Genomic DNA, 17,961 nt, shown 5'->3' on the forward strand with positions numbered 1-17,961 from the left:
CCGGAGAGACCTGGACCGCCATCGAGGCCTCTCCGGCGCCCGCTCGGTGCGCCGGGCGCCGGCAGTGTTGGATGGCGGTATGGGATTCCTCGACGGGCTGACCGGGGTCGCGCGGATCGGACTGGGGCTGGCGGCGGTGGGCCGCCCGGCGTACATCAATCTCGGGCGCGAGGCGGATCTGCCGGCTGACCGCAGCGTCGACGCGATGCGCGACCGGGCGCACGAACTGCTCGACCGGGCGTACGCGGCCGGCGTGCGCTACTTCGACGTGGCTCGCTCGTACGGCCGCTCGGAAGAGTTCCTGGCGTCCTGGCTCCCGGGCCACGACGACGCGCTGGTCGGCAGCAAGTGGGGTTACACCTACACCGCGAACTGGCAGCTCAGAGCCGAGGCCCACGAGGTCAAGGACCACAGCGCAGCCACCTTCGACCGCCAGCTGGCCGAGACCCGCGCCCTGCTCGGCAACCGGCTCGGCCTCTACCAGATCCACTCGGTGACGCCGGACAGCCCGGCCCTGACCGACAAGGCCCTGCACCGCCGGCTGGCCGGCCAGGGCGCCGTCGTCGGCCTGTCGACCAGCGGACCCCGCCAGGCCGACGCGATCCGGGCCGCCCTCGGGATCGAGGTGGACGGCGAGCCGCTGTTCCGCAGCGTCCAGGCCACCTGGAACCTGCTGGAGCCCAGCGCCGGTCCCGCCCTGGCCGAGGCCCACGCGTCGGGCCGGGCCGTCATCGTCAAGGAGGCCATGGCCAACGGCCGCCTGGCCGCCCGCGACGCCGAGGCCCTGGCCGCCGCCCTGCACCAGCCCTGGGCCACAGTCGTCCTCTCGGGCGCCGCCACCGCGGCCCAGCTCGCCTCGAATCTGGGCGCGGCCGGCCTCGGCCCCTCGTCCGTCCGGCCGGTCGAGGCCGAGACAGCCGAGCTGTACTGGGCTACCCGCGCCGCATTGCCCTGGGGATGACCGCTGCCGCGACGGCCGCCACGGCGACGCCGGCGAGTGCCGCGCGATGCATCGAGGCCCACGACCACGCGTCGCGCGTCTTCGCCTGATCGTCGAACATGCCGTGGGCGCCGCGGTCGGCGTCGTCGTCCTGGGACTCGAAGACGTTGCTGCCGTAGCGGGGGCCGTCGTCGTCGCTGAGCTGGCCGTCCACGACCTTGCGGGCCAGGTACCAGTCCATGAACGAGGGCGCCAGGCGGCTGCCGAGAATCGTGTACGCCGTGTTGAGGCCGACCCACAGGTTGCGGCGGGGGTTCTCGGCCAGGAAACGGACGGCGCGGGCGGCCACCTCGGGCTGGAAGATCGGCGCGACCGGCTGCGGGTGCTGGTCGAACTCGCTGGCGTTCCAGTCGAACTGCACGGTGTTGACGCCCGGCAGCTGCACCTGGCACACCTTGACGGCGCTGCCGGTGTGCCGGAGCTCGGCGATCAGGCTGTCCGTGAAGCCCTTGATGGCGTGCTTGGCGCCGCAGTAGGCCGACTGCAACGGGATGCCGCGGAAGGCCAGCGCGCTGCCGACCTGCACGATCACCCCACGGTTGCGCGGGCGCATGTGCTCGAGGGCCACCCGGGTGCCGTGCACCTGACCGAGGTACGTGACCTCGGTGATCCGGCGGTACTCGTCCTCCGGGATGTCCCAGAAATAGCGCAGGTCGCCCGTGAACGCGTCGTTCACCCACAGGTCGATCGGGCCCAGCTCCTGCTCGACCCGGGCCGCCGCCGACCGCACCTGGCCGGAATCGGCCACGTCGGTCTCGATGCCCAGCGCCCGCGCCCCCAGGGACGACGCGTCCTCGGTCGCGCCCTCCAGGCCCGCCTTGCCCCGGGCCAGCACCGCCACGTCCCAGCCGTGCCTCGCCAGCTCCCGCACGACGGCCCGGCCCACTCCGGCGGTTCCCCCGGTGACCACGGCGACTCGACGCTCCGTCACGGCGTCCCCCTTCACTTCACGATGTGCCGGAGGTGCACGTACCCACTGGTCACGCTTCAGAACCAGGGGCTCGCCTCGAGCCGCCCGGTGTCGCCGAGATCCAGGGTTGCCGGCACGGCGACGAGCTGGCGGTCGCCACCCACGGACACGGCTACCACCAGCGACGCCCCGGTGTCCGACCAGCCGCCGATGTTCGTGACGGTGTTACGCCAGGACAGCACGGACCGTGCCGCCTCCCCCGGCTTCAGGACGAGACGCCGGGGCGCCGGGGTGTAGTGGCTGCTGGCCACGACGGCGACCTTCAGCGGACGGCCGTCCTCGCCGAGCACGACGATGTCCGGGCGGCCTCGCACCTCGTACGGCTCGGTGCCGCAGTTGCGCACGGTCAGCGGCATCTCCCGGTATCCCGCGGCCGCGTCGCCGCGGTCCGCCGTGATCAGCACGCCGATCAGCGAGCACGCGGACACCGACTCGATCGCCGCCGGGGCGGTGGGCGCGGCCGAGCTGGGAACGACGGACGGCGACGCCGGGGTGCTGGGCGCAGCCGTGGGCGTGAGCCCGCCGGTGGCCTGCCACGACTGCGTGCATGACGCCACCAGTGGAAGAACCAGCAACACGAGCAACCGGCGCAGCCTCACCACGCCGCTGATCATGCCGTACGCCCGCCAGCACCCCTGGCTAGCCGAAGGTGAACACGTACGCGCGGGCGCCCGGGGCGGTGAACGTGATCTCGAGGAACTTCTCGCCGATCGCGCCCGGCTGGCGGATCAGCTGGTACATGCGGCCCTGGTCGAGCACGCCGGCGCCGTCGGCGCCGACGTCGAGGCCGGCGGCGTCACCGGGGGCCTCGCCGTCGAGGGTGACGCGGAACGGGACGGGCCGGCCGCCGGCCCGGTCGAGCACGAGGTTGGCGTCGCGGGCCTGGAATCGGAACGCGATGCCGCCGTCCGGCTCGGACAGGGTCACGTGCTCGCTGCCGACCGTCCACTCGCCGTCCAGGGCCCAATGGTTGAAGTGCAGATAGTTCGAGTAAGTGTAGGTGTGGCGGCGGCCGGACTCGGCCTCCCCGGCTGCCGCGAAGTGCTCGCCGCGGGCGTACCCGAGATACGTCTCGGGCGTGCGCAGGTGCGTCCAGTCGGCCTCGACCTCGACGCCGGCCGGTTCGACCCGCGACAGCGGGCGGCTGATGCCGAGCAGCCGCTGGATCGAGCGCTCCGACCCTTCGTACTCGCCCTCGCCGAAGTGATGGTCGCGGATCACGCCCGCGCCGTCGGCCAGATAGAGCGCCGGCCAGTAGTGGTTGTCGAAGGCCTTCCACACCGCGTAGTCGTTGTCGATGACGACCGGGTAGTCGATGCCACGCTCGGCCACAGCTCGGCGCACCAGCTCGGGACTGTGCTCGAACCCGAACTCGGGCGTGTGCACCCCGACGACGATCAACCCGTCCTGGCGGTACGCGTTCCACCACGCGAGGCGGTAGGGCGCGGTGCGCAGCCAGTTGATGCAGGTGAGCGTCCAGAAGTCGTAGAGGACGACGTGTCCGTGCAGGTCGTCCGGGGCGAGTGGTTGCGAGTTGAGCCACTCGGCGTCCGCTAGCGAGGGCGTTCTCATACAGACACCGTGCCAGCAACGCGGGTACCGGCTCTATCGTCAATTGAGTGACGCTGCTCCCACGCCTGCACCGCGTCGCCGTCCTCGTGCTGGAAGGCGCCAAACCGCTCGACGTCGGCATCCCGGCCCAGGTCTTCACGACACGGGCCAGCATGCCGTACGAGGTGAGGGTTTGCGGTGCCGCGCCGGGGCTCGTCACCGGTGGCGACGGATTGTCGTACCACGTGGCCGACGGCCTGGACGCCCTCGGCTGGGCCGACATCGTCTTCCTGCCCGGTTACCGCTTCCCCGACCGGGAAGACCCGCCTCCGGCCGTCGTCGAGGCCCTGATCACCGCGCACGAGCGCGGGGCCCGGCTCGCGGCCATCTCCACCGGGGCGTTCGCGCTGGCCGCGACCGGGCTGCTGGACGGCAAGCGGGCCACGACACACTGGCACTACACGCGGGAGCTGGCCCGCAAGCATCCCGAGGTGAACGTCGACGAGAACGTGCTCTTCGTCGACGAGGGCAGCGTGCTCACCTCGGCCGGCGCCGCCTCGGGCCTCGACCTGTGCCTGCACGTGCTGCGCGGCGATCTCGGGGTGGCCGCCTCCAACCATGCGGCCCGGCGGCTGGTCGCGGCCCCCTACCGCAGCGGCGGCCAGGCGCAGTACGTGCCGCGCAGCGTCCCCGCCCCGATCGGCGAACGCTTCGCGGCGACGCGGGAGTGGGCGCTGCACCGGCTCGACAAGCATCTGACCCTCGAGTCGCTGGCCCGGCACGCGGCCGTGTCGCCGCGCACCTTCTCGCGGCGGTTCGTGGAGGACACCGGGTACACGCCGATGCAGTGGGTCATGCGGGCCCGGATCGACCTGGCGCGCGAACTGCTGGAGCTGTCGGAGCTCTCGGTCGAGCAGATCGCGGTGCGGGCCGGACTGGGCACGGGCGCGAATCTGCGTCTGCATTTCCAGCGGATCCTCGGCACGACCCCCAGCCAGTACCGCCGGACCTTCGTGGCGTGATCCTTGCGAACGGTGGCGTGGCCGCCACTGTCTCCGCTGTGGCGCGCGGGCGAGGCTGAACGCATGACTCGCATCGCCATCAACGGATTCGGCCGCATCGGGCGCAACGTGCTGCGGGCGCTGCTCGAGCGGGACAGCAAGCTCGAGGTCGTCGCCGTCAACGATCTCACCGAGCCGGCGGCCCTGGCCCGCCTGCTCGCCTTCGACACCACGGCCGGCCGGTTGGGCCGCCCGGTGACCGTGGACGGTTCCACCCTGGTCGTGGACGGCCGCCGCATCGCCGTCCTGTCGTCACCCGACCCGGCCACGCTCCCCTGGAACGACCTCGACGTCGACATCGTCCTCGAGGCCACGGGCCGGCTGGCCGCCGCGTCGAAGGCTCGCGCGCACCTGGATGCCGGGGCCCGCAAGGTTCTGGTCGGCGCGCCCTCGGACGGCGCGGACGTGACGCTGGCCTACGGCGTCAACAACGCCGCGTACGACCCGGCTGTCCACACCATCGTGTCGAACGCCTCCTGCACGACGAACGCCCTGGCCCCGCTGGCGTCGGTGCTGGACGAGCTGGCCGGCATCGAACACGGCTTCATGACCACGGTGCACGCCTACACCCAGGAACAGAACCTGCAGGACGGCCCGCACCGCGACCCGCGCCGGGCCCGGGCGGCCGCGGTCAACATCGTCCCCACCACGACGGGCGCGGCCAAGGCGATCGGCCTGGTTCTCCCCCGCCTGGCGGGCAAGCTGTCGGGCGACTCGATCCGCGTGCCGGTCCCGGTCGGCTCGATCGTCGAACTCAACACGACGGTCGCCCGCGAGGTCACCCGCGACGAGATCCTGACGGCCTACCGGGTGGCCGCCGAAGGCCCGCTGGCCGGGATCCTCGAATACTCGGAGGATGCCCTGGTCTCGTCCGACATCGTCGGCAACCCGGCCTCGTCCATCTTCGACTCGGCCCTGACCCGCGTCGACGGCCGCCACGTGAAGGTCGTCGCCTGGTACGACAACGAGTGGGGCTTCAGCAACCGGGTGATCGACACCCTGGAACTGCTGGCCGCCTAGGAAGCTCGCGGCCGAGCCGGACCGCGTGGTCCGGCCCGGCCGCGGTCACCTAGATCCGGCTCCAGAGGTAGACGTCGCCGGCGAGGTTGGTGTCCTCGGGAACCGGCCGTCGCCCGACATCGGCACGCCCTGCACGACCTTGCCGCTCTCGGCGTCGGCCCGGACACCCTCGGTGGACACGTGCGCCCGTCCCCCGACAACGTCGGCAGGAAGCCAGTGCCGACCCGGCTGAGCTCACCGGCGGCCAGCTGATCGTCGCCGGTGGCGTCCCCGGATTCGGGGACGCCACCCGCTTCGTGCCTCAGACCGGGCGATAGCCGGCCGGTCGGGTCGAGAAGGTGCCGCGACCCCGCGTACGGCTGCGCAGATCGGTCGCGTACCCGAAGAGCTCAGCCAGCGGCACCACAGCCGACACCGACTCGCCGTCGGAGGCGGTGACCCGGCCGCGACGAGCCGCGAGGTCGCCGAGCACACCGCCCAGGTTCTCGGCCGGGGCGTGGACCGTCACGTCCGCGACCGGCTCCAGCAGCGCCAGCTCGCACGCCTCGAGGGCCGCCCGCAGACCGAACCGGCCCGCCGCGCGGAACGCCATCTCCGACGAGTCCTTCACGTGCGTGGCGCCGTCGGTCAGCGTGACCCGCAGACCGGCCACCGGGTGCCCGGCGAGCGGCCCGTGGGCCAGCGCCTCCCGGCAGCCCGCCTCGACCGCACGCACGAACTCGGCCGGCACCCGCCCGCCGGTCACCGTGGACGCGAAGGCGAACCCGGTGCCCTCGGCCGGCGCGACGTCGAGCACGACGTGCGCGTACTGACCGGATCCGCCGTCCTGCTTGACGTGCCGGTGAGCCAGACCGCGGACGCCACGGACCACGGTTTCCCGGTACGCCACCCGGGGCCGCCCGGCCGTGACGTTCACCCCGGACTCGCGCAGCCTGGTCACCGCCACCTCCACTTGCAGTTCCCCCATTCCGCTGAGCAGCGTCTGCCCCGATTCGCTGTCGGTTCGCACCGACAGCGACGGGTTCTCCTCGACCAGCGCGGCCAGCGCACCGGGCATCCGGTGCGCGTCGGCCCGCGTACGCCCCTCGAGCGCGACCGAGACGAGCGGCTCGGCAGTCACCGGCGCCTCCAGCACCACGGGGCGCTCCCGGGTCGACAGCGTCGTGCCCGGCCGGGCCGCCTTGAGCCCGGCCAGCGCCACGATGTCGCCCGCCGTGGCCCGCTCGACGTCGGTGTGCCGGTCGGCCTGCACCCGCAGGATGCGCCCGACCCGCTCGGCCCGGCCCTCGACCGCGTCCCACACCGTGCCGCCCTTGACGAGCGTGCCGGCGTAGACGCGGACGAAGGTCAGGCGCCCCTGCCGTCCGTTCTGCACCTTGAACACGAGCGCGGCCGGTGGCGCCTCGTCGTCGACACCGGGCGCCGGCAGATAGTCGACCACCGCGTCGAGCAGCGGCTCGACGCCGATGCCGCGATAAGCCGAGCCGCACAGCACGACGACCGCCCTGTTCTGCGTCGTCAGATCGCGCATGGTCGTCCTCAGGGTCTCGTCCGACATCGCGCCCAACTCCTCCAGAGCGGCCGGGTGCAGTTCGGCGACGGCCTCCTCCAGCCGTTGCCGCGCCGCCGGATCGCCGCCCGGCGTGACCACCAGCTCGCCGTCCCGCCAGGTGAGGGTGCGCCGTCCGACCAGGTCGACGACACCGCCCTCGATCGGCGCCTGGGCGACCAGCGGCGTGACGCCGAGCCGCTCCCGCAGCGACCGCACGGCCGCGTCGAGGTCGGCCCCCGGCCGGTCGAGCTTGTTCACGAAGACGATTCGCGGCACGCCGTACCGGTCGGCCTGCCGCCACACGGCTTCGCTCTGCGGCTCGACCCCGGCGACCCCGTCGAGCACGACGACGGCGCCGTCGAGCACCCGCAGCGAGCGCTCGACCTCATCGGTGAAGTCGACGTGCCCCGGGGTGTCGATCAGGTTGAGCCGCCGGCCGTTCCAGTCGCAGCTGACCGCGGCCGCGAAGATGGTGATCCCCCGTTCCCGTTCCTGAGGGTCGAAGTCGGTGACCGTCGTCCCGTCCCGCACCTCGCCCCGTTTCCAGGTGGCGCCGGTCAGGAACAGGATGCGTTCGGTCAGGGTGGTCTTGCCCGCGTCGACGTGCGCGAGGATGCCGAGATTTCGCATGGTTGAACGGCTTTCGGGAGTTCCGGCGGTGGACAGCGCCCACCCGCCGCGTCCAGGCGGACGCGGTCAGGAACGACCAGCCTCGGTGGCGCAGCCGAGGCTGGGCACACCGGACACGAGGAGAGGAGCTGTGCGGTACTGCACGGCGTCCTCCCCTCGCTCAACGATCAACTTCGGAAACCGTACGGACCTCCCTCCGCCCCTGTCGACCGGTTTTCACGCCCGCACGGCGGCGGTGGCCGGGCCGTGGAGTGTGCGGCGGGCCGTTTGCACCAGGGCCGAAGCCGTCAGCACGACAGCGATCGCGGCGACGATGCCGAACGCGGCCGGGGAGGCGTCGGGCCAGACGCGGCCGGCGCGGGCCGAGCCGAAGGGCAGGACGGTGAACAGCGAGGCCACCAGGCCGCCCAGGACCCCGGTCACCGTGATCAGGACACCCTCCAGAGCGACCATGCCGGTCACCTGGCCGCGGGTGGCGCCGGCCAGGCGCTGCTGGGCGAACTCCCGGCGGCGGTGGGTGGTCGCGGCGATCAGGGTGTTCACCAGCATGATGGCCACGAAGACGGTGACCATGCCGACCACCACGTAGTTGAGCGTCTGGATGTCCTGGGCGTAGGCGGGCTGGATCTGGCCGGCGGCCGCGCGGTCCTCGATCCCCTGCATGTAGACGGTGCCGGTGGCGATGCCGGTGAACAGCAGCACGGGCATCACGGCCGAGGACAGGCGCGGGCCGCTGAGCGCCAGTTCGCCGGGGGCGCCGAAGAGGCGTACGACCGGACCCAGCACGGCCGTGACCAGCCGCAGCAACTCGGGCGCGAGCAGCGCCAGGCCGATCGCCGCCCAGATGCCGGCCTGACCGGCGGTCTGCATCGCGTCGATGCCCTTGCCGTCCATCAGCGTCGCGGTCAGCAGGGCACAGTTGGCGCCGATCAGCAGGAACAGCCCGGCGCCGATGCGCCGCAGCAGCGGCCGTTGCCTCCGGCGGTCCCGAGCAGCCGTACGCCGGGCCGTGGCGACCGCCGCCACCAGCGAACCGGTCAGCGTGACCCCGAAGCCGGCGCCCAGCGCGACCGGGCCGAACACCGGGTCGATGGTGGACGCCACCTGGCCGGTGTTCTGCAACAGATCGACCAGCACGCGACCCAGCGCCCACCCGACCGGCACGGCCACCGCGGACGCCAGCAGGGCGACCGCCACGGCCTCCCCCACGATCATCCGGCGTAGCTGCGGGCCGGTCGCCCCCACCGACCGCAGCAGCGCGAACTGCTGGTCGCGCTGCCGTACCGCCAGCGTCAAGGTGGAGGTCACCGCGAACGCCACGATGACCAGGCACCAGCCACCGCCCACGCTCGCCGTGGTCACCAGCGACTCGTTGCTCGCGGCGTCGGCGCCGGAAGCGGTGTCCAGCAACGACGCGAACGCCATGATGAGCGCCGCGCCCAGGAAGGCGGACAGGAACGTGGCGACGAAGCCGCCGGGACGGTGGCGCAGATTGCGCAGCGCGACGGCGATCATGCCGGCACCCCCACGCGGTCGCCGAGGTGGGCCAGGCGCTCGGCCACGGCGTCGGGGGTCGGCGCGCGCAACGAACCGGCCAGCCGGCCGTCGGCCAGGAACAGCACGGAGTCCGCGTACGCGGCGGCGACCGGGTCGTGCGTGACCATGATGACCGTACGGCCGTGCTGGTGCACCACCGACCGCAGCAGGGTCAGCACTTCGCGGGCGCTGCGCAGGTCGAGCGCGCCGGTGGGCTCGTCGGCGAAGACGACGGCGGGCTGGGCCAGCAGCGCGCGGGCCACGGCGACGCGCTGCCGCTGGCCGCCCGAGAGCCGCTCCGGCAGCTCGTCCCGGCGGTCGCCCAGGCCCAGGCGGTCGAGAATTTCGCGTACGCGGTGACGGTCGGCCCGGCGACCGGCGAGCCGCAACGGCAGCACGACGTTCTGCTCCACGGTCAACGACGGCAGCAGGTTGTAGTCCTGGAACACGAAGCCGACCCGGGTGCGCCGGAACTTCGTCATCGCGGTGTCCTTGGTGGCCGTCAACTCGGCGCCGTCGATGAACACGCGGCCGCCGGTGGGCCGGTCGAGGCCGGCCGCGCACTGCAACAGCGTGCTCTTGCCGGACCCGGAGGGACCCATCACGGCCGTGAAGCTCCCGGCCGGGAAAGAGGCGGTCACCCCATCGAGGGCGGTGACGCCACCGTCGTACGTCTTGTAGAGGGCTTCGAGGCTCACAACGTCTGTCATGAGTACACCGTACGAACGCACTACCCTGGAAATCGGTAGTGCCAGCACCCCGTTTCACGTAGTGCGGAGGGGTAATGTGCACTAGTGCAGGTTCCTGTCTACCGCCGGATCGCCGCCGAGCTCGCCGACCGCATAGCCGCGGGCGAACCACCCCCGGGCGAGCGCATCATGTCGACCCGCCAGATCATGGCCGAGTACGACGTGGCGATGGCGACGGCGACCAAGGTGATCAACCAGTTGCGCGCCGAGGGCCTGGTGCGGCCGAAACCGGGCGTCGGCACCATCGTGGCCGGCGCCACCCGGCCGACCGGCACCGCCCCCGATCGCGATCTCGTGGTCCGCACCGCCATCATGATCGCCGACGCCGAAGGCTTGTCCGGCCTCACGATGCGGCGCCTGGCCGGCGAGCTCGACATCCCCACGATGTCGGTCTACCGCCACGTCACCGACAAAGAGGAACTGGTGCTGCTCATGATGGACAAGGTCATGGCGGCCAACCCACCCCCGCCCCGCCTCGACCCGTCCCGCGACGACTGGCGAGTGTGCGTCGAGGCCCTGGCCCGCCTGCAGTGGTCGATGTACCGCCGCCACACCTGGCTGGCCCAGGCCATCTCGTTCACCCGCCCGTTGCTGGCGCCCAACGCCATGGCCCACACCGAATGGACGATGCGAGCGCTGGAGGGCCGCGGCCTCGACCCCAACACCCAGTTCCGGGCCGCGGTGACCATCGCGAACTACGTGCGGGGAACCGCCGTCAACCTTGAGGAGGAAGAGCAGGCAGTTCAGGAGACCGGCATGACCGACACCGAATGGATGAACGCCCAGCAGCAACGCTTCACCGAGGTGCTGGCCACCGGCAAACTCCCCCTGATGGCGCGGTTCATGGCCTCCGACAACCGCGAGCTGACCCTCGACCTGCTCCTCGAATACGGCCTGCAACGCCTGCTCGACGGCCTCGAGACCCAGCTGTCAGGGCGCGCGAAGTAGCCCCGGTCAGGGCGGTGGCAACGGCCGTGGTCGCCCGCGCAAGGGAAGTCACCGTGCGGGCGGGGCGCGACCGGGGGCCCGGGGCCGAAGCTGTTTGCATGACAGCCGCACAACAGTTCCGCCTCACCGAGGTCAGCCCCGCGTACTGGCGGGTGACGTTCGGCAACCCCCCGGGTCAACCTGATGGACCCGGACACCGTCGAGCAACTGGCCGCCCTGATCGACCACATCGGCGGCCGCACGCGCGGCGCGGGCAGCGAATTCGTCCTGGCCACCGACATCCGCTTCGCGTCCGACCAGGCCGTGCTGGGCCAGTTCGAGGTCGGCGTCGGCGCCGTCCCCGGCGGCGGCGCGATGGCCCGCCTGGGCCGCCTGGTCGGCCGCGGCCGCGCGCTCGAGATCCTGCTGGGCGGCGACGATCTGGTGGCGGCCGTGGCCGCCGACTACGGCTACGTGAACCGTGTCGTGCCCGACGCCGAGCTGGCCGGGTTCACCGACCGTTTCGCCCGCCGCATGGCCGCCTTCGACCGGGTGGCCGTGGCCGGCATCAAGTCCCTGGTCGACGTGGCCACCCTCCCCGCCGACGAGGAGCTGGCCGCGGGCCTGAAGGCCTACTTCTCCACCGCCGGCCGCCCCGAGCACCGCCCGTTCGTGCAGTCCCTCTTCGAGCAGGGCCTGCAACAACCGGACGGAGTCGAGACCCACCTGGGAGCAGCGATAGCCAATCGGTGAGGGGTGAAGCCTGTCCTGTCGGAAACGGACGGGGTCGTTCGTTGCGGTGTACCGCCCGACCTCGCATCGCATCGATCTGTTTCAATAGTTGCCCAGCGCGGAGGCGGGGGCGGTCATGGATCTGGTGTTGCCGGGCGGGCGGGTTCTGAGCTGGGCCGAGTTCGGCGATCCGGCGGGGTTGCCGGTGGTGTTCCTGCACGGCACGCCCGGCTCGCGACTGAGCCGACCGGATGAGCAGGCGCTCAGCGGCATCCGGCTGATCACGATGGACCGGCCGGGTTACGGCCGGTCCGACCCGGTGCAACGGTCCACCCTGCTCGGCGTGGCCGACGATGTCGGGGCGCTGACGAGGGCGCTCGGGATCGAGCGCTTCGGGGTGACCGGGTTCTCCGGCGGGGCGCCGTACGCGCTGGCCTGTGGGGTCCGGCTGGCGGACCGGCTCACCGGGGTGGCGGCGGTCGCCCTGACCGGGCCGTACCGGGAGCTGGGAACCGTCCGCGGCCGGCAGCTCTGGCAGAGCTGGAAGATGCGCTTCGTTCCCGGGGCGGGCCGCCGCTTCGTCACGCACGCGGCCCAGTGGTACGCCGTGGATCCCCTTGCCCAGCACCGGCGGGCGCTCGCCGCGGGCGACGACCCGTGGTTACGGCCGGCCGAGGACGCCCAGCGGGAGGGCGCTCGCCAGAACTCGGCCGGTCTGATCAGCGACTGGCTCGCCACCGACGTCCACCCGTGGGGGTTCGCACTACGCGACGTGCCCGGTCGCGTGCTGATCTGGGCCGGTCGCCGCGATCCGGGGCGGGCCGTCCCGGATGCGGCCCTGGTCGGCGCCCGTCTGCCCGACGCCGAGGTGCGCATCAGCGAGGAGGCCGGCCACACGCCCTCCCCGGCGGACTGGTGGGAGACGCTGACCTGGTCAGGCGGTGTGCACCGGCACCAGATCGGCCAGTAGCTCCGGCAGGCCCGGCGAGAGGTAGACGTGGCCCATGCCCGGCACGAGCTCGAAACGCGCGCCCGGGATCGCGGCGGCCAGCGCCTCGCCGTGGGCCGGCGAATAGATCGGGTCCTGGTCGCCGTGGACGACGAGGGTCGGCGCGGTGATCGTCGACAGCGGGACCTGCAGGTCGGGGGTCATCCGCTGGGCGACCCGGCCGTGGTTGGCCGCGGCGGACGGGTCGGCCGCCCGCGCCCAGCAGCGTTCCAGCATGGCCCGGGTGGCCGGCTCGTCGAACGGGCGGACGTCGCCGTTCATCAGGCGGAAGAGCACCACATCGGATTCGACGCCGGGCGGGCCGGCCTCGTGCCGCAGGAAATGCGGAGCCGGCGGCGGCAGCGGGGACGAGGCGGGGTCGATGCCCACCGGGCTGGTCGAGAGCAGGGTCAGCGAGCGCACGCGAGCCGGTTCGTGCAAGCCGAGCCACTGCGCGATCATGCCGCCCATGGATCCCCCGACGATGTGGGCGGATTCCACGCCGTACGCGTCGAGGACGGCCACGGCGTCGCCGGCCAGTTCCGTCAGGCCGTAGGGGTCCTGGTCGTAGTCGACCGTGCTGGAGCGCCCGGTGTCGCGGTGGTCGTACCTGATCACCTGCGCGCCGCGGTCGACGAGCCGGGCGACCAGCGCGTCGGGCATGGTGTAGCCCTGAGCCGAGGCGCCCGCGATCAGCAGCACCGCGGGACAGGCGAGGTCCCCGATCCGCTCGGTCCACAGCCGCAGCGGCCCGGCGGTCACAAACGTCGCGACATGCGGCTGTCCGGTGTCCAGGGATCCCGTCACGCGCAGAGGATAGCCCGGCCGCGGCCTCACCGCGGCCGGGTTTACCCGGTCAGCCGACGGTTATCGTGCCGCTCGGGGAGCGCACACATTGGACGGAACGCGAGGCCGTGACCGCGGCTCCGGCCAGGCACTGGCCGAGAACGCCGTGACCGGCCGCGTTGGGGTGCCACGACTCCTGGCAGGTCTGGAAGTACGTGACGCAGGAGTTGGCGATCCGCTGGATGGCGATCTTGTCGTAGCCGGAGAGGTCGGTCAGGAACGTTCCCGTGGGTCCGTCCATGAGCCGGATCGGGGTGGCCAGCGCATTGCCGGGGCTCCCGGTGCGCTCGCACAACCGGGCGCCGTCGAAGGCGCGTTGCACGTTCAGATAGATCAGGTCGTCGCCGGGGAACTCGGCCCGCAGCGAGCTGTGCACCTCGGAGACGAGCGTGCCGAGCCCGCCCGAGAACAGGTGCCCGGCGGCGAGGCTGGCGCGGTGGATCGGGCAGCCGGCCCGGTACCGTTCGGCGCCGAGCTCGCGGAACTTGTCCCGGTCGTCGGCCCGGCCGTCCTGTTCCCACAGGGTGCTCTCGAGGTCGGTCGGCAGCGGGTTCGTGTAGTCCTGGAAGACCACGCGGTGCGCTCCGTCGGCGTCGATCTGGTCGAGCGTGCGCAGGATTTCCCGTACGGCGGAAAGGGTCTCGCTCCGGGCCGCGCTCAACTGTGCCGCCGTGGCCAGGTCGCCGGCGGCGCACGGGGCCTGCGGCACCGGCCCGCCGATGTAGGCCCAGAACTCCCACCACCCGGTCCAGGCGTCGGCCACGAAGCGGTTGGCGCACTTGACCGCGACGTCGCCGAAGGTGAACTGGCTGTTGTTGGAACCCAGCCCGATCAGCACCAGGTCGATGTCATGGGTACGCCCGACCGCGCGCAACTGGTCGAGCTGCGACGCCACCGTTCGGCCCTTCTCGCGGGCGTTCGACGCGGTGGCGATGTCGTGCGGCTGCCCGCCCGAGCAGGCCAGGTTGAACCTGTCCTGGATGCCCGGCAGCGAGGCACGCAGCAGCGAGGCGTTGGCCGAGCGGTGGCAGAAGAAGGCGTTGCTGTTCGCCGCGGACCAGCCCGGGAAGGCCTGGGCCTGCCCGTTCACGTCGACGACGGGCTGGTAGGCGCCGGCGCCCTCACCGCTGATGAAGCTGTCGCCGAGCGCGACGGCGGCGGTGGGCGGGGCGGCTTGCGCGGGAACGGCGGTAGCGGTCAGGGCGGTGAGGGCGAGCACAACGGGCACGGCGAGTCGACGCCACACGGACAAGGCGGCCTCCAGAACCGGAAGAACCGAATAATCTTCGGAACTCCGATCCGATCATCTGGTTCGGAGGTCGTCAATGTGTCGAGGATGTTTCGTCAAGGGTTTGTGAAACCCGTCGGCGGCGCCGGGCCAGCACCACGGGCGCCACCAGGGCCAGCACGACGACGATCCACAGCGCCACGGTCAGCGGCGACGAGACCAGCGTCGTCCAGTCCCCTTCGGAGAGTGCCAGCGCCCGGCGCAACTGCTGCTCGGCCAGCGGGGCCAGGATGAGCCCGACCACGGCCGGCGCGACCGGTACGCCGGCCTCGCGCATCAGCAGGCCGACCAGCCCGAGCACGGTCAGCACGATCAGGTCGGCGATCGTGCCGCCGGCCGCGAAGGCGCCCAGGCAGGCGAAGACCAGAACGCCGGCATAGATGCCGTACGCCGGGATGCCCAGCAGCCGCACCCAGACCCGGGCCAGCGGCAGGTTCAGCACCAGCAGCAGCACGTTGCCGATGTAGAGGCTGGCGATCAGGGCCCACACCAGATCCCCGGACTCGCTGAAGAGCTGAGGGCCGGGCTGCAAGCCGTACGACTGGAAGGCGGTCAGGATGACGGCCGCGGTGGCCGAGGTGGGCAGGCCGATGGTCAGCAGCGGCACGAGCACACCGGCCGCCGCCGCGTTGTTGGCCGCCTCGGGCCCGGCCACACCCTCGATGGCGCCGTGGCCGAACTCCTGGGGCCGCTTCGAGAGCCGTTTCTCGACGCTGTAGCTGAGGAACGTGGGCACGTCGGCGCCGCCCGCGGGCAGGCTGCCGATCGGGAAACCGAGGGCGGTGCCCCGCAGCCAGGCCGGCCACGAGCGGCGGAAGTCCTGGCGGGAGAGCATCGGCTGGCCCCGCAGGGGTTCGACCCGGCTGCCCCCGGTGCCGGCGATCAGATGCGCGAACGTCTCGCCCAGCGCGAACAGCGCCACCACGACGATCACCACGTCGATCCCGTCGAACAGCGAGGGCAGACCGAACGCGAGACGGGCCTGACCGGTCTGGGTGTCGATGCCGACCAGGCCGATGGTGGCCCCGATGACCAGGCCGGCCGCGCCCTTGAGCAGGCTCGGGCCGAGCAGGGCGCTGACCGTCACGAAGGCGACCGCCATCAGGGCGACGTACTCGGGCGGCCCGAAGTTGACCGCGATGTCGGCGACGAGAGGCGCCGCGACGGACAGGGCGATCGTGCCGATGGTGCCGGCCACGAAGCTGCCGAGCGCGGCCGTGGCCAGCGCGGCCGCACCCCGCCCGGCGCGGGCCATCTTGTTGCCCTCGAGCGCGGTGGCCACCGAGGCGCTCTCGCCCGGCGTGTTCAGCAGGATCGAGGTGGTCGAGCCGCCGTACATCCCGCCGTAGTAGATGCCGGCGAACATGATGAGCGCGGCCGCCGGTTCGAGGCGGAACGTGACGGGCAGCAGCAGCGCCACGGTCAGCGCGGGGCCGATGCCCGGCAGCACGCCGACCGCGGTGCCGATCGTGACCCCGACGAACGCCCACAGCAGGTTGCCCGGGGTGAGCGCGTCGGCGAAGCCGTTGAGCAGGTCACCCATGTCAGAACCCCCACGGCCCGGTGGGCAGCGACAGCCCGATCAGCACGTCGAAGACCAGGAACACCACCACGGCCAGGGTCCAGCCGTAGGCGGCCACGCGGGCCGGGTGCGGCGCCCCCAGCAGCAGGGCGGCCGCGGTGAACAGGCCGGCGCTGCTCACCACGTACCCCATGATCGGCAGCAGCAGGGCGAACGCGACCAGGACCACCACCAGGGCCGCCAGGCGCCAGAGGCGCCGTCCGGGGCTTCCGGGCGTACGCAGGAACCGGCGCGACTGGAACGCCAGAGCGCCCCCGAGCAGTCCGAGCAGGATGCCGAGCAGCGTGGGCGCGGCCGCCGGGCCGAGGGCGTCGTCGGAATCGCGCAGGCGGGCGGCGTCGATCAGCACGACGACCGCGGCCACGACCATCAGCACGCCGAGCGCGCCCGCTGCCCGGGCCTCGCGGTGCGCGACCTCGGGAGTCTCCGGGAGCGGGCGCCCCTCCTCGATGTCGGTCATGCCAGGCCCATCTTGACCAGCACGTCCGTGACCGTGCGGCGCTCGCCCGCGATGTACTGCTCGAACTGGTCGCCGGTCAGGGTGGCGTCGAGCCAGCCGCGCCGCTCCAGGGTCTCCCGCCACGCGTCGGTGCGGGTCATCCGCAGGAGAAGGTCTTCCAGCTGCCGCTCGTCAGCGGCGCTGATGCCGGGCGGCGCGACCACGCCGCGCCAGTTCGCCAGCTCCACATCGACCCCCTGCTCCTTCAGGGTGGGCACATCGGGCAGGGTGGGCAGGCGCTGCGGGCTGGAGACGGCGATCGGGCGGATCGTGCCCGCCCTGATCTGCCCGACCAGCTCGGAGACCCCGGAGACGCCGGCCGTCGCCCGCCCCGAGAGCAGCGTGGACAGCGCCTCGCCGCCGCCCGAGTGAGCCACGTAGTTGACCTCGGCCGGATCCGCGCCGACGGCGTCGGCCACCAGCCCGGCCAGGATCTGCTCGATGCCGCCGGCCGACCCGCCGGCCCAGCTCACCTTGCCGACGTCGTCCTTCATGGCCGACACCAGGTCGGTCACGTTCTTCACGGGCGAGTCGGCGGGCACGACGATCACCTCGTAGTCGGTGAGCAGCCGGGCCAGCGGCGTCGTCCGGTCGAGCGCCACCGGCGAGTCGTTGCTCTCGATCGCGCCCACCATGACCAGCCCCATGACCATGAGCTGGGTCGGGTCCCCCTCGTAGCGGACGAACTGGCTGAGACCGATCGTCCCGCCCGCCCCCGCCACGTTGTAGACCTCGGTGCGACCGGCCTGCTCCCGCAGGGCCGTCTGCATCTCACGCGCCGTCTGATCCCATCCCCCGCCCGGGCCGGCCGGCGCCATCAGCCGCAACTGCTTCCCGTTGAGAAAACCCGCGTCGTCGTCCCCGCCTCCCACGAGCGCCGCGACCAGCAGCAACGTTGCCACCGCCGCGGCCACGAAGGGCCCCGCGACGGCGGGTCGCCAGGAGTACCGCATCGGTCCTCACCGCGCTTTCGTGACGTTCCGCCCGACACTCCTCATAGATTCAGCTACCTGGATCTTTTAGTCAATCG

General features: G+C 72.3%; 17 protein-coding genes. 6 read left to right on the forward strand and 11 right to left on the reverse strand.

Annotated elements, in window-relative coordinates; all coding sequences use genetic code 11:
* The first annotated feature begins 79 nt into the window (after window positions 1–79).
* Complete coding sequence (locus KXC43_RS02360) at window positions 80–961, forward strand: aldo/keto reductase (RefSeq protein WP_221374172.1); 882 nt, start codon at window positions 80–82, stop codon at window positions 959–961.
* Here the strand turns inward: KXC43_RS02360 and KXC43_RS02365 are convergent.
* Genes KXC43_RS02365 through KXC43_RS02375 form a run of 3 tightly spaced genes read right to left on the reverse strand, consistent with a single transcriptional unit; the run spans window position 933 to window position 3,542 of the window.
* On the reverse strand, window positions 933–1,931 hold the full coding sequence (locus KXC43_RS02365) for an SDR family oxidoreductase (protein WP_221374173.1): 999 nt from the start codon (window positions 1,929–1,931) through the stop codon (window positions 933–935). The genes KXC43_RS02360 and KXC43_RS02365 overlap by 29 nt on opposite strands.
* A gap of 56 nt (window positions 1,932–1,987) precedes the next feature.
* Window positions 1,988–2,572, reverse strand: a complete 585-nt coding sequence (locus KXC43_RS02370; protein ID WP_221374174.1) for a DUF4232 domain-containing protein — start codon at window positions 2,570–2,572, stop codon at window positions 1,988–1,990.
* 37 nt (window positions 2,573–2,609) lie between these two features.
* Window positions 2,610–3,542 carry a thioredoxin family protein gene (locus tag KXC43_RS02375; protein WP_221374175.1) on the reverse strand — a complete coding sequence of 311 codons (933 nt, stop codon included), beginning with the start codon at window positions 3,540–3,542 and terminating at the stop codon, window positions 2,610–2,612.
* A 47-nt stretch (window positions 3,543–3,589) separates the two neighbouring features.
* Between KXC43_RS02375 and KXC43_RS02380 the strand changes: the two genes are divergently transcribed.
* Entirely contained in the window at window positions 3,590–4,543 is a 954-nt protein-coding gene (locus KXC43_RS02380; protein ID WP_308128934.1) for a GlxA family transcriptional regulator, read from the forward strand.
* A gap of 63 nt (window positions 4,544–4,606) precedes the next feature.
* Window positions 4,607–5,602 carry a type I glyceraldehyde-3-phosphate dehydrogenase gene (gene gap / locus KXC43_RS02385; RefSeq protein ID WP_221374176.1) on the forward strand — a complete coding sequence of 332 codons (996 nt, stop codon included), beginning with the start codon at window positions 4,607–4,609 and terminating at the stop codon, window positions 5,600–5,602.
* A gap of 301 nt (window positions 5,603–5,903) precedes the next feature.
* On the opposite strand, the gene KXC43_RS02390 is transcribed toward gap, so the two are convergent.
* From KXC43_RS02390 to KXC43_RS02400, 3 genes are all read right to left on the reverse strand, one after another.
* A complete protein-coding gene (locus KXC43_RS02390) occupies window positions 5,904–7,784 on the reverse strand; it encodes an elongation factor G (RefSeq protein ID WP_221374177.1) in 1,881 nt (626 codons plus the stop codon).
* Window positions 7,785–8,000: 216 nt separating this feature from the next.
* The gene (locus tag KXC43_RS02395; protein WP_221374178.1) at window positions 8,001–9,299 is read right to left on the reverse strand and encodes an FtsX-like permease family protein; all 1,299 of its coding nucleotides are present in this window, start codon (window positions 9,297–9,299) and stop codon (window positions 8,001–8,003) included.
* Window positions 9,296–10,030: an ABC transporter ATP-binding protein gene (locus KXC43_RS02400; protein ID WP_221374179.1), complete on the reverse strand. Its 735-nt coding sequence runs from the start codon at window positions 10,028–10,030 to the stop codon at window positions 9,296–9,298. Before KXC43_RS02400 ends, KXC43_RS02395 begins: the two co-directional genes overlap by 4 nt.
* Before the next feature lie 84 nt (window positions 10,031–10,114).
* Here KXC43_RS02400 and KXC43_RS52560 point away from each other — a divergent pair, with 84 nt between their 5' ends.
* From KXC43_RS52560 to KXC43_RS02415, 3 genes are all read left to right on the forward strand, one after another.
* Entirely contained in the window at window positions 10,115–11,017 is a 903-nt protein-coding gene (locus tag KXC43_RS52560) for a TetR/AcrR family transcriptional regulator C-terminal domain-containing protein (protein WP_221374180.1), read from the forward strand.
* Window positions 11,018–11,200: 183 nt separating this feature from the next.
* Entirely contained in the window at window positions 11,201–11,749 is a 549-nt protein-coding gene (locus KXC43_RS02410) for an enoyl-CoA hydratase/isomerase family protein (protein ID WP_221374181.1), read from the forward strand.
* A 115-nt stretch (window positions 11,750–11,864) separates the two neighbouring features.
* Window positions 11,865–12,698 carry an alpha/beta fold hydrolase gene (locus KXC43_RS02415; protein ID WP_221374182.1) on the forward strand — a complete coding sequence of 278 codons (834 nt, stop codon included), beginning with the start codon at window positions 11,865–11,867 and terminating at the stop codon, window positions 12,696–12,698.
* Here the strand turns inward: KXC43_RS02415 and KXC43_RS02420 are convergent.
* The 5 genes from KXC43_RS02420 to KXC43_RS02440 all read right to left on the reverse strand — a co-directional run bounded on the left by KXC43_RS02420 (window position 12,663) and on the right by KXC43_RS02440 (window position 17,884).
* On the reverse strand, window positions 12,663–13,523 hold the full coding sequence (locus tag KXC43_RS02420) for an alpha/beta fold hydrolase (RefSeq protein WP_308128935.1): 861 nt from the start codon (window positions 13,521–13,523) through the stop codon (window positions 12,663–12,665). The two genes, KXC43_RS02415 and KXC43_RS02420, sit on opposite strands and share 36 nt — an antisense overlap.
* A 49-nt stretch (window positions 13,524–13,572) precedes the next feature.
* A complete protein-coding gene (locus KXC43_RS02425; RefSeq protein WP_438870853.1) occupies window positions 13,573–14,808 on the reverse strand; it encodes an SGNH/GDSL hydrolase family protein in 1,236 nt (411 codons plus the stop codon).
* A 76-nt stretch (window positions 14,809–14,884) separates the two neighbouring features.
* Entirely contained in the window at window positions 14,885–16,393 is a 1,509-nt protein-coding gene (locus tag KXC43_RS02430; protein WP_221374184.1) for a tripartite tricarboxylate transporter permease, read from the reverse strand.
* 1 nt (window position 16,394) lies between these two features.
* A complete protein-coding gene (locus KXC43_RS02435; RefSeq protein WP_221374185.1) occupies window positions 16,395–16,892 on the reverse strand; it encodes a tripartite tricarboxylate transporter TctB family protein in 498 nt (165 codons plus the stop codon).
* Window positions 16,889–17,884, reverse strand: a complete 996-nt coding sequence (locus KXC43_RS02440; RefSeq protein WP_221374186.1) for a Bug family tripartite tricarboxylate transporter substrate binding protein — start codon at window positions 17,882–17,884, stop codon at window positions 16,889–16,891. Before KXC43_RS02440 ends, KXC43_RS02435 begins: the two co-directional genes overlap by 4 nt.
* Between the last annotated feature and the right edge of the window lie 77 nt (window positions 17,885–17,961).

It is taken from the genome of Paractinoplanes polyasparticus (assembly GCF_019710575.1).
Taxonomy (GTDB): Bacteria; Actinomycetota; Actinomycetes; order Mycobacteriales; family Micromonosporaceae; genus Actinoplanes; species Actinoplanes polyasparticus.

Bases quoted from the DNA above. Each gene is read 5' to 3' on its own strand.
- KXC43_RS02360 (WP_221374172.1), top strand. From the start codon at position 80: ATGGGATTCCTCGACGGGCTGACCGGGGTCGCGCGGATCGGACTGGGG.
- KXC43_RS02375 (WP_221374175.1), bottom strand. From the start codon at position 3,542: ATGAGAACGCCCTCGCTAGCGGACGCCGAGTGGCTCAACTCGCAACCA.
- gap (WP_221374176.1), top strand. From the start codon at position 4,607: ATGACTCGCATCGCCATCAACGGATTCGGCCGCATCGGGCGCAACGTG.
- KXC43_RS02390 (WP_221374177.1), bottom strand. From the start codon at position 7,784: ATGCGAAATCTCGGCATCCTCGCGCACGTCGACGCGGGCAAGACCACC.
- KXC43_RS02395 (WP_221374178.1), bottom strand. From the start codon at position 9,299: ATGATCGCCGTCGCGCTGCGCAATCTGCGCCACCGTCCCGGCGGCTTC.
- KXC43_RS02400 (WP_221374179.1), bottom strand. From the start codon at position 10,030: ATGACAGACGTTGTGAGCCTCGAAGCCCTCTACAAGACGTACGACGGT.
- KXC43_RS02410 (WP_221374181.1), top strand. From the start codon at position 11,201: ATGGACCCGGACACCGTCGAGCAACTGGCCGCCCTGATCGACCACATC.
- KXC43_RS02415 (WP_221374182.1), top strand. From the start codon at position 11,865: ATGGATCTGGTGTTGCCGGGCGGGCGGGTTCTGAGCTGGGCCGAGTTC.
- KXC43_RS02430 (WP_221374184.1), bottom strand. From the start codon at position 16,393: ATGGGTGACCTGCTCAACGGCTTCGCCGACGCGCTCACCCCGGGCAAC.
- KXC43_RS02435 (WP_221374185.1), bottom strand. From the start codon at position 16,892: ATGACCGACATCGAGGAGGGGCGCCCGCTCCCGGAGACTCCCGAGGTC.
- KXC43_RS02440 (WP_221374186.1), bottom strand. From the start codon at position 17,884: ATGCGGTACTCCTGGCGACCCGCCGTCGCGGGGCCCTTCGTGGCCGCG.